The sequence below is a fragment of the Kitasatospora sp. NPDC050543 genome (assembly GCF_044457565.1).
In the GTDB taxonomy this organism is placed as follows: Bacteria; Actinomycetota; Actinomycetes; order Streptomycetales; family Streptomycetaceae; genus Kitasatospora.
Genome location: NZ_JBITGZ010000003.1, coordinates 294,893 through 309,612 on the forward strand (window position 1 = coordinate 294,893; position 14,720 = coordinate 309,612).

15 protein-coding genes are annotated in these 14,720 nt (G+C 73.7%); 10 read left to right on the forward strand and 5 right to left on the reverse strand.

The window, feature by feature from the left end:
• Positions 1–67 precede the first annotated feature (67 nt).
• Positions 68–1,096 (reverse strand): FecCD family ABC transporter permease, encoded by a 1,029-nt coding sequence (locus ACIBH3_RS05660; RefSeq protein ID WP_396310597.1) that lies wholly within the window; start codon positions 1,094–1,096, stop codon positions 68–70.
• Positions 1,093–2,154: a FecCD family ABC transporter permease gene (locus ACIBH3_RS05665; RefSeq protein ID WP_396310598.1), complete on the reverse strand. Its 1,062-nt coding sequence runs from the start codon at positions 2,152–2,154 to the stop codon at positions 1,093–1,095. The genes ACIBH3_RS05660 and ACIBH3_RS05665 overlap by 4 nt, the downstream gene beginning before the upstream one ends.
• 128 nt (positions 2,155–2,282) lie before the next feature.
• Between ACIBH3_RS05665 and ACIBH3_RS05670 the strand changes: the two genes are divergently transcribed.
• From ACIBH3_RS05670 to ACIBH3_RS05715, 10 genes are all read left to right on the forward strand, one after another.
• Positions 2,283–3,323, forward strand: a complete 1,041-nt coding sequence (locus ACIBH3_RS05670) for an ABC transporter substrate-binding protein (RefSeq protein ID WP_396310599.1) — start codon at positions 2,283–2,285, stop codon at positions 3,321–3,323.
• A gap of 6 nt (positions 3,324–3,329) precedes the next feature.
• A complete protein-coding gene (locus tag ACIBH3_RS05675) occupies positions 3,330–4,220 on the forward strand; it encodes a siderophore-interacting protein (protein ID WP_396310600.1) in 891 nt (296 codons plus the stop codon).
• Positions 4,221–4,399: 179 nt separating this feature from the next.
• Positions 4,400–5,971: a pyridoxal phosphate-dependent decarboxylase family protein gene (locus ACIBH3_RS05680; RefSeq protein ID WP_396310601.1), complete on the forward strand. Its 1,572-nt coding sequence runs from the start codon at positions 4,400–4,402 to the stop codon at positions 5,969–5,971.
• Positions 5,972–6,000: 29 nt separating this feature from the next.
• Entirely contained in the window at positions 6,001–7,299 is a 1,299-nt protein-coding gene (locus ACIBH3_RS05685) for a lysine N(6)-hydroxylase/L-ornithine N(5)-oxygenase family protein (protein WP_396310602.1), read from the forward strand.
• Positions 7,300–7,313: 14 nt separating this feature from the next.
• On the forward strand, positions 7,314–7,883 hold the full coding sequence (locus ACIBH3_RS05690; protein WP_396310672.1) for a GNAT family N-acetyltransferase: 570 nt from the start codon (positions 7,314–7,316) through the stop codon (positions 7,881–7,883).
• A complete protein-coding gene (locus tag ACIBH3_RS05695; protein ID WP_396310603.1) occupies positions 7,880–9,670 on the forward strand; it encodes an IucA/IucC family protein in 1,791 nt (596 codons plus the stop codon). The genes ACIBH3_RS05690 and ACIBH3_RS05695 overlap by 4 nt, the downstream gene beginning before the upstream one ends.
• The gene (locus ACIBH3_RS05700) at positions 9,667–9,807 is read left to right on the forward strand and encodes a hypothetical protein (protein ID WP_396310604.1); all 141 of its coding nucleotides are present in this window, start codon (positions 9,667–9,669) and stop codon (positions 9,805–9,807) included. Before ACIBH3_RS05695 ends, ACIBH3_RS05700 begins: the two co-directional genes overlap by 4 nt.
• Before the next feature lie 114 nt (positions 9,808–9,921).
• The gene (cobF, locus tag ACIBH3_RS05705; protein WP_396310605.1) at positions 9,922–10,680 is read left to right on the forward strand and encodes a precorrin-6A synthase (deacetylating); all 759 of its coding nucleotides are present in this window, start codon (positions 9,922–9,924) and stop codon (positions 10,678–10,680) included.
• Between the two features lie 336 nt (positions 10,681–11,016).
• Complete coding sequence (locus tag ACIBH3_RS05710) at positions 11,017–11,595, forward strand: hypothetical protein (RefSeq protein ID WP_396310606.1); 579 nt, start codon at positions 11,017–11,019, stop codon at positions 11,593–11,595.
• Positions 11,596–11,636: 41 nt separating this feature from the next.
• Positions 11,637–12,245, forward strand: a complete 609-nt coding sequence (locus ACIBH3_RS05715) for a hypothetical protein (protein ID WP_396310607.1) — start codon at positions 11,637–11,639, stop codon at positions 12,243–12,245.
• A 131-nt stretch (positions 12,246–12,376) separates the two neighbouring features.
• Here the strand turns inward: ACIBH3_RS05715 and ACIBH3_RS05720 are convergent, their stop codons facing one another.
• The 3 genes from ACIBH3_RS05720 to ACIBH3_RS05730 form a co-directional block, all read right to left on the reverse strand.
• Positions 12,377–13,579, reverse strand: coding sequence for an MAB_1171c family putative transporter (locus ACIBH3_RS05720; RefSeq protein ID WP_396310608.1), 1,203 nt, complete (start codon positions 13,577–13,579; stop codon positions 12,377–12,379).
• A complete protein-coding gene (locus tag ACIBH3_RS05725) occupies positions 13,576–14,091 on the reverse strand; it encodes a ParH-like protein (protein ID WP_396310609.1) in 516 nt (171 codons plus the stop codon). The genes ACIBH3_RS05720 and ACIBH3_RS05725 overlap by 4 nt, the downstream gene beginning before the upstream one ends.
• A gap of 126 nt (positions 14,092–14,217) precedes the next feature.
• On the reverse strand, positions 14,218–14,652 hold the full coding sequence (locus ACIBH3_RS05730) for an XRE family transcriptional regulator (protein WP_396310610.1): 435 nt from the start codon (positions 14,650–14,652) through the stop codon (positions 14,218–14,220).
• Positions 14,653–14,720 lie beyond the last annotated feature (68 nt).

The following is a 14,720-nucleotide window of genomic DNA, read 5'->3' on the forward strand; positions in this document are numbered from 1 at the left end:
GCGGGTACGTCGTGCGGGGCTTCGCGATGGGGCGCCGGGGCCGGCGGCTCCGGGGGCCGGGCGTCGGTCATATCCGGCCCGCCCTGCGCTCGGTGGCGAGCAGCCAGATCAGGTACCCGCCGCCGAGCACACCGGTCACCACGCCGACCGGCAGCTGGTGGCCGGTGAACGCCCGCTGCGCGGCCCAGTCGGAGCCGACCAGCAGGGCGGCCCCGACGCCCATCGAGGCGGCCAGGTTCGGCCCCGGCGCCCGGGTGAGCCGGCGGGCCAGCTGGGGCGCGGTGAGCGCCACGAACGAGACCGGCCCGGCGGCGGCCGCCGCGAGCGAGGCCAGCAGCACCGCGGAGGCCAGCAGCGTCAGGCGCAGCCGCTCCACCGGTACGCCCAGCGCGTTCGCCGCGTCGTCGCCCAGCTCCATCAGCTGCATCGCGCGGCCGCAGCCGAGCAGCACCAGCGGGACGAGCACGGCGAGGGCGACCAGCAGCGGCCGGGCGTCGCCCCAGCCCCGGCCGTCCAGGCTGCCGGTGAGCCAGAGCACGGCCCGGGCGGCCTCGGTGAGCTGCGCCCGGGTGAGCAGGTAGCTGTTGACGCCGGTGAGGATGGCGGCGCTGCCGATGCCGACGAGCACCAGCCGGTGCCCGTGCACCCCGCCCCGCCAGGCGAGCAGGTAGATCACGGCGCCGGTGACCAGGCCGCCGGCCACCGCGCCGGCCGACAGCGCCAGGCTGCTGCCGCCGGCCACCACCACGGTCAGCGCGCCGGTGGCCGCGCCCTGGGTGAAGCCGAGGATGTCCGGGCTGCCCAGGGGGTTGCGGACCAGGGACTGGAACAGCGCGCCGGCCAGCGCCAGTGCGGCGCCGACCAGCAGGGCGGTGACCACCCTGGGCAGCCGGAGCTGGTTCACGATGAAGTCCTGGGCCGGGGTGCCGCCACCGGTCAGGGTGGTCAGCACCTCGCCGACGCTGACCGGGTAGTCGCCGCTGCCGAGCGCGAGTACGGCGACGGCGAGCGCCAGCAGTGCGCAGCCCGCGCCCACCGCCAGGGCCCGCGGCCGGTAGCGCAGCGAGAGGCCGCTCCCGAGTCGGATCACCCTCATGTCCGTGCCGCCTTCCCACGTCGCGCGAAGTGGAGGAAGACCGGGCCGCCGAGGACGGCGGTCACGATCCCGACCTGGAGTTCGCCGGGCCGCCCGAGCACCCGGCCGAGCACGTCGGCACCGAGCAGCAGCACGGGGGCGAGCACCGCGCAGTAGGGGAACATCCAGCGCAGGTCGGGGCCGGTGAGGGCGCGGACCAGATGAGGCACCATCAGCCCGACGAAGACGACCGGCCCGCAGGCCGCGGTGGCCGCCCCGCACAGCAAAGTGACGGCCACGATGGCGCCGCCGCGCACCAGGGCGGGGCTGGCGCCGAGCGCCCGGGCGGAGTCGTCCCCGAGCGCGAGGGCGTTCAGCGGCCGGGCCAGGGCGAGGGCGAGCAGCAGCCCCACCCCGACGAAGGGCGCCAGGCCGGCCACCGTCGAGGGCTGGGCGCTCGCCAGCGAACCGGCCGTCCAGAAGCGCAGCTTCTCCAGCGAGCCGGTGTCCAGCAGCATGACGGCGCTGACGTAGGAGAAGAGGGTGGCGTTGAGCGCGGACCCGGCGAGCGCGAGGCGTGCGGGGGTGGCGCCGCGCCCGCCGCCGACGGCGTAGACCAGGACCGAGACGAGGGCGGCGCCGGCCAGCGCGAACCAGACGTAGCCGGTGAAGCCGGCCACGCCCAGGAAGGTGGCGGTGGCCACCGCGGCCGAGGCGCCGGCGTTGATGCCCAGCAGGCCCGGGTCGGCGAGCGGATTGCGCGTCAGGGCCTGCATCACGCCGCCCGCCAGGCCCAGCGCCGCCCCGGCGAGCAGGCCGAGCAGGGTGCGGGGCAGCCGCATCCGGTGCACCACGGTGTAGTCGGGCGAGGCGCTGTCGAGCAGGCCCTGCCACACCGCGCCGGGCGCGAGCTGCTTGGCGCCGACGCCGATGCTCAGGCCCAGGACGGCGAGCAGAGCGAGGACGGCGAGCCCGAGGCCGGCGGCGCGCAGCGAGTCGCGGCTGCCCGGCGGCCGGCCCGGCGGTGGCTGCGAGGCCGCCGGAACCCCTTCGTCCGGTGGTGACTTGGTGACTGACACAGGGGCTCCGGTGCAGGCGGGGGCGGCGAGGCCCGCTCTGGACAACTACTAAGGTTAGGTTAACCTAATGCACGCTGCGGGCCCGCGGGCCCCCGCGCACCGCCTTCGATCGCGAGAGAGACACCGTCATGCCGCGTTTCAGAACCACCCCCCAGCTCTCCCGTCGCGGCGTCCTCGCCGCCGGCGGCGCCGCCGCACTCGGTGCCGCGCTCACCGCCTGCGGGGGGAGCAAGGGTTCGGGCTCCGGCTCGGCCGCGTCCGGTGCCAAGAGCGGCCCGTGGAGCTTCACCGACGACCGGAGGAAGGAGGTCGGCGCCAAGAGCAGGCCGACCCGCGTGGTCGCCTACACCGGCGCCGCGGCGGCCCTGGTGGACTTCGGCGTCGACCGGCAGATCGTCGGCGTGTTCGGCGAGACCAAGCTCGCGGACGGCAAGCCGGACCCACAGGCCGGTGACCTCAAGGTCGACAAGGTCGAGGTACTCGGCAACGTCTACGGCGAGTTCAGCATCGAGAAGTACGCGGCGCTGGCCCCCGAGCTGCTGGTGACCCACATGTACGACCCGGAGGCGCTCTGGTACGTGCCGGACGAGAGCAAGGACAAGATCCTCCAGCTCGCCCCCAGCGTGGCCGTCACCGCCGCCCGGGTGCCGCTGCCGGAGCCGATCAAGCGCTACGCCGCACTGGCCGAGTCGCTCGGCGCGGACCTGAAGGCCAAGCAGGTCACCGACGCCAAGGCCCGCTTCGAGGCCGCCGCCGAGACCCTGCGCCAGGCCGCCAAGGCCAGCGGCGGGCTGAAGGTCATGGCCGCCTCCGGCAGCGCCGACCTGCTGTACGTCTCCAACCCGAAGGTCTCCACCGACCTGATGTACTTCGGCGAACTCGGCGTCACCTTCGTGGTTCCCGAGAAGCTGGAGGCGGGCGACTACTTCGAGGCCCTCAGCTGGGAGAACGCCGGCAAGTACGGCGCGGACCTGATCCTGCTCGACAAGCGGAGCACCGCGCTCCAGCCCGCCGACCTCGCCGCCAAGCCCGCCTGGGCCCAGCTGCCCGCCGTCAGGGCCAACCAGATCACCCCCTGGGACTCCGTCCCCCGCTTCTCCTACGCCGGCGCCGCGCCGCTGCTGGAGAACCTCGCCAAGGCCGTCCAGAACGCCAAGAAGGTCAGCTGACACCCCATGACCACCGAATCCGCCGCCATCGCGGTCCAGTTCCGCTTCTTCGACGCCCAGGTCGTCCGCAGCCGCCGCCTCGGGCCGACCATGGTCCGGGTCACCCTCGGCGGTGAACAGCTGCGGGCGTTCGCGAGCGGCGGACGGGACCAGAGCTTCTCGCTGTTCCTGCCGCACCCCGGGCAGGACGCCCCGGTCCTGCCCGTCGAGGCGGGTGAGGGCTGGTTCCACGAATGGCGCGCCCTGCCCGAGGACGTCCGGGCCGTGATGCGCTCGTACACCATCCGCGAGCAGCGCACCGACACCGCCGGGGGGACCGAGCTGGACGTCGACTTCGCCCTGCACGGCGACCTCGGCCCGGCCTCGCGCTGGGCCGCGACGGCCGGGCCCGGCGAGCGGGTGATCCTGCTCGGCCCGGCCGTGGCCGACAACAGGAGCGTGGGCTTCCGCCCGCCGGACGGCACCGACTGGATGCTGATCGCCGGCGACGAGACGGCGCTGCCCGCCATCGGCGGCATCCTGGACCAGCTGCCGGCCGGGGCCAGGGCGCGGGTCTGGATCGAGGTCCCGCACGCCGAGGACATCCAGGACCTGCCCTGCGCGGGCGAGGTGGCGGCCACCTGGCTGGTCCGCGAGCACGCCGGCACCGCGCCGCTGCTGAACGCCGTGCGCGCCGCCGAGTTGCCGCAGGGCACCCCGTACGCGTGGATCGCGGGCGAGTCCGGCGCGGTGAAGGCGCTGCGCCGCCACCTGGTCGGCGAACGCGGCTTCGACCGGCGGAGTGTCACCTTCTCGGGGTACTGGCGCCTGGGCGCCTCCGAGGAGGACCTGCGGGCGGAGGCGATCTCCGCCGCCGAGTCCGGCGCGTCGGCGGACGCCGGCCCGGACGCGGAGTAGGGCGCCGGGCCGGGCGCCGGGCCGGGCGGCTCGCCGGGCCCGGCGTCCGACGAGGGCTGAGCGTAAGGGGCGTGACCACCCCTCAGGGTCGGGGGTGGCCACGATCTCACGCTACTTAGGTTAGGCTAACCTTAGCAATGCATTCGCCCGCGTCCGCGACCGGAAGGATCCACAGCACCATGAGTTTCCAGGGGCAGACCGCCGAACCTCCCTCGGCGGAGGCCGCACCGGGGAGCGCGGCCCGCGCGGTGGACGGCAGAGCACACCTCTTCAACGACCGCACCGTCGAGGGCTACCGCCGCTCGATGGCGGACGGGATCGACCGGGTCGCCACCCGGATCACCCGCACCACCCGGCCGTTCAGCGGCATCACCCCGGCCGCCCTCGCCCCCGAGATCGCCGCCGTCGACCTGGAGCGGCCGCTCGGCGACCCGGCCGCCGCCCTGGACGAGCTGGAGGACGTGTACCTGCGCGACGCGGTCTACTTCCACCACCCGCGCTACCTGGCCCACCTGAACTGCCCGGTGGTCATACCGGCGCTGCTCGGCGAGGCCGTCCTCACCGCCGTCAACTCCTCGCTGGACACCTGGGACCAGAGCGCCGGCGCCACCCTCATCGAACGCCGCCTGATCGACTGGACGGCCCAGCGGATCGGCCTCGGCCAGGACGCCGACGGCGTCTTCACCAGCGGCGGCTCCCAGTCCAACTTCCAGGCCCTGCTGCTGGCCCGCGAGGAGGCCTGCATCCTCGCCGCCAAGAACTCCCGGCTCCCGCTGGAGAAGCACGAGATCCTGCCGCGCCTGCGGATCCTCGCCTCCGCCGCCGGCCACTTCAGCGTCACCAAGTCGGCCCGGATGCTGGGCCTGGGCCCGGACGCGGTCGTGCTGATCGAGACCGGCCCGGACCGCCGGATGCGGCCGCAGGCGCTGGCCCGCGAGATCGAACGCTGCCGCGAGCAGGACCTGTTCGCGATGGCCGTGGTCGCCACCGCCGGCACCACCGACTTCGGCACCATCGACCCGCTGCCCGCGATCGCCGACCAGTGCGAGCGGGCCGGGCTCTGGCTGCACGTGGACGCCGCCTACGGCTGCGGCCTGCTGGCCTCCCCGACCAGACGCCACCTGCTCGCGGGCATCGAGCGGGCCGACTCCGTCACCGTGGACTACCACAAGTCCTTCTTCCAGCCGGTGAGTTCGAGCGCCGTACTGGTCCGCGACGGCGCCACGCTACGGCACGCCACCTACTACGCCGACTACCTCAACCCGGCCCGGATGGCCGAGCAGCGCATCCCCAACCAGGTCGACAAGAGCATCCAGACCACCCGCCGCTTCGACGCGCTCAAGCTCTGGCTGACGCTGCGCGTCATGGGCGCGGACGCCGTCGGCGGCCTCTTCGACGAGGTCGTGCAGCGCGCCGCCGACACCTGGGCGATGCTCACCGAGGACCCGCGCTTCGAGGTCGTCACCAAGTCCCAGCTGAGCACCGTGGTCTTCCGCTACCTGCCGCCCGCCGGCGCCGAGGAGCTGGCCGACGCCGCCAACCTGTACGCCCGCGAGGCGCTCGCGGCCTCCGGCGAGGCAGTCGTCGCCGGGACGAAGGTCGACGGCCGGCACTTCCTGAAGTTCACCCTGCTCAACCCGGAGACCTCACTGGAGGACATCGCCCACGTCCTCGACCTGCTCGCCGGCCACGCCGGCCGGTACGTCCACCAGCAGCTCACCACCGCGGTCCCGCAGCGCGCCGCCGGCTGAACGCCCCCACCCGGGAGAGACAACACCGCATGTCCACGCACGACTTCATCGCCATCGGGCTCGGCCCGTACAACCTCGGCCTCGCCTGCCTGACCGAGCCGATCGAGGAACTCGACGGCCTCTTCCTGGAGAGCAAGCCGGAGTTCGACTGGCACCCGGGGATGCTGCTGGAGTCCGCCACCCTCCAGACACCGTTCATGGCCGACCTCGTCACGCTGGCCGACCCGACCTCGCCGTTCTCCTTCCTGAACTACCTCAAGGAGACCGGGCGGCTGTACCCCTTCTACATCCGCGAGATGTTCTACCCGGTCCGCAGCGAGTACAACGAGTACTGCCGCTGGGCCGCCGACCGGCTCGCCGGCGTGCGCTTCGGCCGCCAGGTCACCTCCGTCGAGTACGACGAGAGCGCGGGCCTGTACACCGTGCACGCGCTCGTCACCGCCACCGGCGAGCGGACCGAGCACCGCGCCCGTCACCTGGTACTGGGCACCGGCACCCCGCCGTACCTGCCCGAGGCCTGCCGGGGCATCGGCGGCGACCTGATCCACAACTCCGGCTACCTGGAGGGCAAGGCCGCCCTCCAGGCGAAGGAGAGCATCACCGTGGTCGGCAGCGGCCAGAGCGCCGCGGAGATCTACTACGACCTGCTCGCCGACGCCGGCCACGACACCTACCGGCTGAACTGGGTGACCAGGTCCCCTCGGTTCTTCCCGCTGGAGTACACCAAGCTCACCCTGGAGATGACCTCCCCGGAGTACGTGGACTACTTCCACGCCCTGCCGGAGGACACCCGCTACCGGCTGGAGGCCGAGCAGAAGGGGCTCTTCAAGGGCATCGACGCGGACCTGATCAACGCGATCTACGACCTGCTCTACCAGAAGAGCATCCGGGGCGCCGTCCCCACCCGCCTGATCACCAACACCGCACTCTCCAGCGCCACCTGGGACGAGGAGCGCGGCACCTACACCCTCGGACTGCACCACACCGAGCAGGAGCGGGACTTCACCCTCGCCACCCAGGGCCTGGTGCTGGCCACCGGCTACCGCTACAGCACCCCCGCCTTCCTGGAGCCGGTCCGCGACCGGATCCGCTGGGACGGGCACGGGCGCTTCGACGTCGCCCGCAACTACAGCATCGACACCACCGGCCGCGGGATCTTCCTGCAGAACGCCGGCACCCACACCCACAGCATCACCTCCCCCGACCTCGGCATGGGCGCGTACCGCAACGCGTGGATCATCCGCGACCTGCTCGGCCGCGAGGTCTACCCGATCGAGAAGTCCATCGCCTTCCAGGAGTTCGGCGCGCCGGAGGGCATCACCCGATGAACACGGAATCGAGCATGCGCGACATCCTCTTCACCCGCACCGACCAGCGGCTCGGCGAGTTCGCCGTCCGCCCGCTGGACCTCGGGACGGACACCGAGCTGCTGCACGGCTGGGTCACCCACCCCAAGGCGTCCTTCTGGATGATGCAGGACGCCGACCTCGCCGAGGTCGCGGACGAGTACCGCAAGATCGACGAGCACCCGCACCACGACGCCTTCATCGGCCTGCACCGGGGCCGCCCGGCCTTCCTCGTCGAACGCTACGACCCCGCCCGGGTCGAGCTGGTCGGCCTGTACGAGGCCCTGGAGGGCGACGTCGGCATGCACTTCCTGTGCGCGCCCACCGCCACCCCGCTGCACGGCTTCACCCGCGCCGTCATCACCACCGTGCTCGCCTTCCTCTTCCAGGACCCGGCCGCCCGCCGCATCGTGGTCGAACCCGACGTACGCAACACCGCCGTCCACGCGCTGAACGCGGCCGTCGGCTTCGAGGTCCACGGCCCGATCGCCAAGCCCGAGAAGGAAGCGCTGCTCGGCACCTGCACCCGCGAGCAGTTCGCGGCCACCCGAGGAGCGAACGCGTGAGCACCACCCCCATCGCGGCCGTCGCCCACCTGACCCCGCAGCACTGGGCCCGCGCCAACCGGCTGCTGGTGCGCAAGGCTCTCGCCGAGTTCTCGCACGAGCGGCTGCTCACCCCCGAGCAGGGCCAGGACGGCCGGTACGAGGTACGCAGCGACGACGACGCCGTGGCGTACCGCTTCACCGCCCGGCGGCTGATGCTCGACCACTGGCAGATCGACGCCGACAGCATCACCCGCCACCGCGGCGACCACGAACTGCCGCTCGACGCGATCGACTTCTGCATCGAACTGCGGGAGACCCTCGGCCTGAGCGAACAGATCCTGCCGGTCTACCTGGAGGAGATCAGCTCCACCCTGGCCGGCAGCGCCTACAAGCTCGCCAAGCCGCAGCCCGGCGCCGCCGAGCTGGCCGCCGCCGACTTCCAGGCGATCGAGACCGGCATGACCGAGGGCCACCCCGGCTTCGTCGCCAACAACGGGCGGATCGGCTTCGGCGTGCACGAGTACCACGCGTACGCCCCCGAGACGGCCAGCCCGATCCGGCTGGTCTGGCTGGCCGCCCACCGCGACCACTCCACCTTCACCTCCTGCGCGGACCTCGACTACGACACCCTGGTGCGCGGCGAACTCGGTGAGGAGCAGCTCGCCCGCTTCGCGGACACCCTGTCCGGCCTCGGACTCGACCTCGCCGACTACCACCTGATGCCGGTGCACCCCTGGCAGTGGTGGAACAAGCTGTCGGTGACCTTCGCCGCCGAGGTCGCCCAGCAGCGGCTGGTCTGCCTCGGCGAGGGCGAGGACGAGTACCTGGCCCAGCAGTCGATCCGCACCTTCTTCAACACCAGCGCACCGTCCAAGCACTACGTCAAGACCGCGCTCTCGGTGCTCAACATGGGCTTCATGCGGGGCCTGTCGGCCGCGTACATGGAGGCCACCCCGGCGATCAACGACTGGCTCGCCGGGCTGGTCGCCACCGACGAGGTCTTCAGGGCCACCCGGCTGACGATCATCCGCGAGCGGGCCGCCATCGGCTACCGCCACCGCCAGTACGAGGCCGCGACCGACCGGTACTCCCCGTACCGCAAGATGCTCGCCGCGCTGTGGCGCGAGAGCCCCGTCCCCGCGCTGGAGCCGGGCCGACGGCTGGCCACCATGGCCTCCCTGCTGCACACCGACCAGCAGGGCCGCTCCCTGGCCGCGGCGCTGATCGCGCAGTCGGGCCTGGCCCCCGAGGTGTGGCTGCGGCGCTACCTGGACGCGTACCTGACGCCGCTGCTGCACAGCCTCTACGCCTACGACCTGGCGTTCATGCCGCACGGCGAGAACGTCATCCTGGTGCTGGACGGCGGCACGGTCGAGCGGGCGGTCTTCAAGGACATCGCCGAGGAGATCGTCGTCATGGACCCGGCGGTGGAGCTGCCGGATGAGGTCCGGCGGATCCAGGCGGACGTGCCCGAGCGGATGCGGCTGCTGTCGATCTTCACCGACGTCTTCGACTGCTTCTTCCGCTACCTCAACGCCATCCTGGCGAGCGAGGGCGTACTGAGCGAGGAGGCCTTCTGGCGGACGGTCGCCGAGTGTGTCGGCGACTACCAGGACGCCAACCCGCAGCTGGCCGGGCGGTTCGCCCGCTACGACGCGTTCACCGACACCTTCGCGCTGTCCTGCCTCAACCGGCTCCAGCTGCGCGACAACCAGCAGATGGTCGACCTGGCGGACCCGTCCGCGGCCCTCCAGCTGGTCGGGGAGCTGGAGAACCCGCTGGCCCGCTTCGCCCCCCGGCGGTGACGGCCGGCACCGGGGCCGGCACCGGGCCGGGGGCCGCCGGCCGGCTCCTGGCCGGCGGCCTGCTGGCCGCCCTGCTGCTGCGCCGCGCCGCCCGCCTCACCCCGGCGGCCGACACGTCTGCCGGCCGGCCGGCCTGACCCACCGCCGGGGTGGGGTGCGCACCTCGCTGCGCGCCCCACCCCGGCCGCCGTCGCGCCGGGCGGGACGCCCCGGCGGGCCGCCCGGGCCGGCGGCACGGCAGAATCTCAGCCATGCAGCACATCCTCGTCATCGGCATCGGCGCGGGCGACCCCGACCACCTGACGCTCCAGGCGGTCAAGGCGCTCGCCCGCACCGACGTCTTCTTCATCCTCGACAAGAACGAGGAACGCCAGGACCTGATCCGGCTGCGCCGCCGGATGCTGGCCGACCACGCCCGCCCGGACCACCGCCTGGTGGAGGTCCCCGACGCCGAGCGCGACCGCAGCACCCCGGCGTACGCGGCGGCCGTCGACGACTGGCGCCACCGCCGCGCCGACATCGTCGAGCAGCTGGTCGCCGAGCATCTGGGGCCGGACGAGACGGGCGCGTTCCTGGTCTGGGGCGACCCGAGCCTGTACGACAGTGTGATCGCCGTCGTCGAGGAGGTCCTCGCCCGGGGCGGACCGGCGTTCGAGTATGAGGTGATCGCGGGCATCAGCAGCGTCTCGGCGCTCGCCGCGCGACACCGCACCACCCTCACCAGGGTGGGCCGCCCGGTGCAGATCACCACCGGTCGGCGGCTCGCCGCGGGCTTCCCCGAGGGCGTGGACGACGTGGTGGTGATGCTCGACGGGCGCGCCGCCTTCACCGAGATCGACCCCGAGGGCCTGGACATCTACTACGGCGCCTACCTCGGCACCCCCGACGAGATCCTGGCCGCCGGCCCGCTGGCGCAGACCGCCCCGCAGATCCGCGAGCTGCGCGAGCAGGCCCGCGAGCGCAAGGGCTGGATCATGGACACCTATCTGCTCCGCCGCTCGCAGGACTGACCGGAGGGGAGTGGAAAGTCGGCGGGTCCGACTTTCCACTCCCCGGCCCCCAGCGTGCCCGCGCGCCCTCCCGCTGCGCCGCCCCGCGCCGCGAGGCCGCCCCGCCATCGACCGGCGCCACCGACCGCACACCCGTCCCTCGGCGCACCCACCGCGAGACCCCGTGGCACCTCCCTCACCGTCGGATCAGCTGAGATGAATCTGCCGGTGAATCTGCCTCTAGAATCTCCACTTCAGCTGCCATAGCCTGACGCCCGGCGCTCAAGCACAGACTGACGCGTCATCAGATACGCAGTCCTGCAAGCCCGCTACGTCCGGAAGGATCTGAAGCTCGCCATGACCAGTATCCGCTTACGAACCGCCGCCCTGGCGGCCGTCGCGATCGGGTTCGGCACCCTGACCACGGGCACCGCCCATGCCGCACCCGCACCCGCCCCCGCGCCGGCCGCCGCGACCGCCGAGGCGCCCGCCGCCGCAGCCGCAGCGCTGTCCGCGCCCACCCGCATCCCGATGAACAGCGTGCTGTCCAAGAACCAGGGCTGGTACTCGCCGAACGGCCACATCCTGCTGGCCATGCAGGGCGACGGCAACGTGGTCCTGTACCGCGACACCACCCCGATCTGGGTGGCCCGCGGCGCCATGCCCAACGGCAACATCCTGGCCATGCAGGGCGACGGCAACCTCGTCGTGTACGCCGCCGACAGCACCCCGCTCTGGTGGAGCGGCACCGGCGGCCACCCCGGCGCCGAGCTGACCATCTACAACGAGGGCGCCATCGCGGTCGAGCTGAACGGCAAGATCCTCTGGACCTCCGCGCCGCCCGCGCCCAACCCCTTCCCGTGCCCGCCGTGGGGCCCGCCCTACCCCGGCCAGTACATCCCGCCGTGGTGCCCGATCTGGCCCTTCCCCAGCTAGTACGCCCGCGCACCCGTCATCCGGCCCCCGGAAGGAACCCCATGAGCAGTCTCCGCGCAAGAGCCGCGGCCCTGGCCGCCGTCGCCGTGATCGGCTTCAGCACCCTGAGCGCCGGCGCCGCCCACGCCGCACCGTCGTCCTCCCCCGCACCCGCACCCGCGGCGCGGGCCGCCACGACCCCCGCCGAGGTCGCCCCCGAGGTGGCCGAGGCCCTCTCGGCGCTCGCCCCGCCGACCCGCATCCCGGGCAACAGCTTTCTGACGAAGGACCAGAGCTGGTACTCGCCGTCCGGCCGCTCCCGCGTGGTCATGCAGTGGGACGGCAACGTGGTCCTCTACCGCGACGGCAAGGCGATCTGGGCCGCCCCCGGCGCCATCCCCAACGGCGACCACCTCGTCATGCAGTGGGACGGCAACCTCGTCCTGTACGCCGCCGACAACCGGCCGATCTGGTGGAGCCACACCGAGGGCCACCCCGGCGCCGAACTCACCGTCTACAACGAGGGCGCCATCGCCGTCGAGCTGAACGGCAAGATCCTCTGGACCTCCGCGCCGCCCGCCCAGGTCCCCCTGCCCTGCCCGCCGTGGGGTCCGCCCTACCCCGGCCAGGTCATCCCGCCGTGGTGCCCGGTCTGGCCCTTCCCCAGCTAGCCCGTCGGCCGGCCCGTCCGCCGGCCGGCTGCACCACGCGCGCCACCGCCCTGCCCGGCCGATCCCGCCGGGCAGGGCACCCGGCCACGGGCCCCCGACAGGCCACGCCCCCGGGCCGGGCAGCGGCGGGCTCACCGGCGCAGCTCCGCCCGTACCCGCCGGCGTACCCGCGCCACCCGCGCCGACCCGGTGAAGGCCTCGGCGACCAGCTCCAGCCAGGCCGCCTCGGCCGCCAGGTCGGGCCGCGGCCCGGGGGCAGGGAACGCGGCGCCGCCGAAGCGCCGGTCGACGGCGGCCGCCTCCAGCGCCGCCGCTACGGTCGCCGCCTCGACCACCGCCGAACACCCCGTCCCGTCCGGCCCGGGCCCCGCCTCACCCGCCCACCGCGCGGTACTCGGGTGGACGTACGCGCGCAGCGCCAGCTGGCCGTCGCGGATCTCGATCACCCGCCGGTAGAGCGCGAACTCCGCGTTCCGCCCGGCCCCGCCCCGGCTCCACCACGGCGCCGAGGGCTCCAGGGCGATCTCCGGGCGCGCGGCGTGCAGGGCCGACCAGAGCGGGCCGATCCGGCGGTAGCTGCGCCAGGCGCGCAGCCAGCGCAGCGGCGCCACCGCTCTCCCGGCCCAGGCCGTCAGGGTCGCCCCGCCGATCCCGAGGGTCAGGCAGAGCACCGCGACGGGCGCGGAGTAGACGTCCTCCGCGGTGTCCTGACGGCCGGTCGACAGCTGATCGGCCAGCGGGATCACGCTCAGCGCCGTCCACACCAGACCCGCCGCCCCCGCCGCGGCCACCAGCCGCAGGCCCACCCGTAGCAGCCCGGGGCCGACGTGCCGCACCGCCCGGCGGATCACCACGGCGAACAGGCCGGCGCACCACGCGCTGTGCAGCGTGAACAGGACGTTGTACGCCGCCAGCGGCGCCCGCCCGCCCGGCCCGGCCGTCAGCCGGCCCGCCACCGGGCCCGCGTCCGCCGCCAGGTACAGCCCGGCGGCGGCGGCCATCGCCAGCGCCGACCCCACCGTCTGCCGGCTCACCCGCGCCCGGGCGTTGCCGGCGGCCTGCACCGTGTACGCCATCACCGCCAGCAGGCACTCGGCGGCGAACCGACACTCCAGGCCGATCAGCGGCAGCGCCCGGTGCAGCATCGGCCACCCCTGGACGGCGGCGGCCGAAGCCGGGGCCAGCAGCGCGGCGGACGCCCCCATGCAGAACGCGAAGCCCGCCACCAGCGCCGGCTCCCGCCGGTGGCTCCCGGCCCGCCGGCCCGGCCGGAGCCGGCTGAGGCCGCCCAGCACGGCGAGGAGACAGGTCAGGTATCCGGCCGAGTCGATCATTCCGGGGCCGCCGCCCGGTGCCCCCGGGCCGGTACGTCGAACAGGGAGCCCAGCCGGGCCACCGTCTCGGCCGCGCCCGCGTCGGCCGCGGCGACGGCCGGCTCCGGCGCACCGCGCGCACCGGCGCGGTGCAGCACCAGCGAGGCGAACAGCTCCGCCTCCCGCTCCTGCACCTCGCTGTAGGCACTGCGGCCCAGCACCCGGCGCACCAGCTCGTCCGACAGGTTCGGCAGCAGGGTGCGCGCCGTGGCGGGGGCGAGCCCGGTGCCGTCCCCGTGCCCGTACAGCAGGTGGCCGACCTCGTGCAGCACGATGTGCCGCTGGTGCAGCAGCGAGGTGTCGTCCGGGTACCCGATGTACTCGGCGCGCTCTGTGCTCACCAGCACCCCGCACGGGCCGAAGCCCCCGGCGCGCAGCGGCACGAACTCCACCGGGCGCCCCAGCCGCTCCGACAGCACCACCGCGAGCGCCACCAGATCGAACGGCTCGGGCAACGACAGCGTGTCCGCCACCCGCCGACACCGCCGCCATAACGCCCTACGCCGGCCCAGGTCCGCCACCGCTGCTCCCCACCGCACCACCGGGCCGAGGATTCGGCCGTCGGCGATCGATCCTAGAAGCCGCGCCCGCCCGGGGCATCACGCCGGACGGCGGGTTCCCGCCTCGCGCTCACGGCGGGCGATCGCCTCGATCATGTCGCTGATCGTGCCCAGACCGTCCGGTGAGAGCGTCACCGCCCGCAGCGCGACCTCGCGCACCCCGGCGTCCCGCAGCGCGCCGAGCAGGGTCAGCTCCTCGGCGATCCGGGCGCTCTGGCCGTCCTCGAAGAAGTAGGCGGGCGGCACCTGGAAGAACTGGGCCAGTGCCTCCAGATGACGCTTGGTCGGATTGTCCCGGCGTCCGGTGCGCAGCTGCCACAGGTACGTGGTGGAGAAGCTCTCGCCGCTCGCCTCCCGGCAGGCCCGGGCGACCTCCTCGTTGCTGTAGGCGTCACCGCCGGGCCGTCGGACGATCTGGAACAGTCTCTCGATCCGGTCCGCGAGCGAAGCCCCACCGGGTTCCTCGGCAGTCACCACACGCCTCCCCGTTCCCGTGCCACCGCCTCCCCATCGTAGTGGCCGGGGGGTCGGGTACGTTCTCA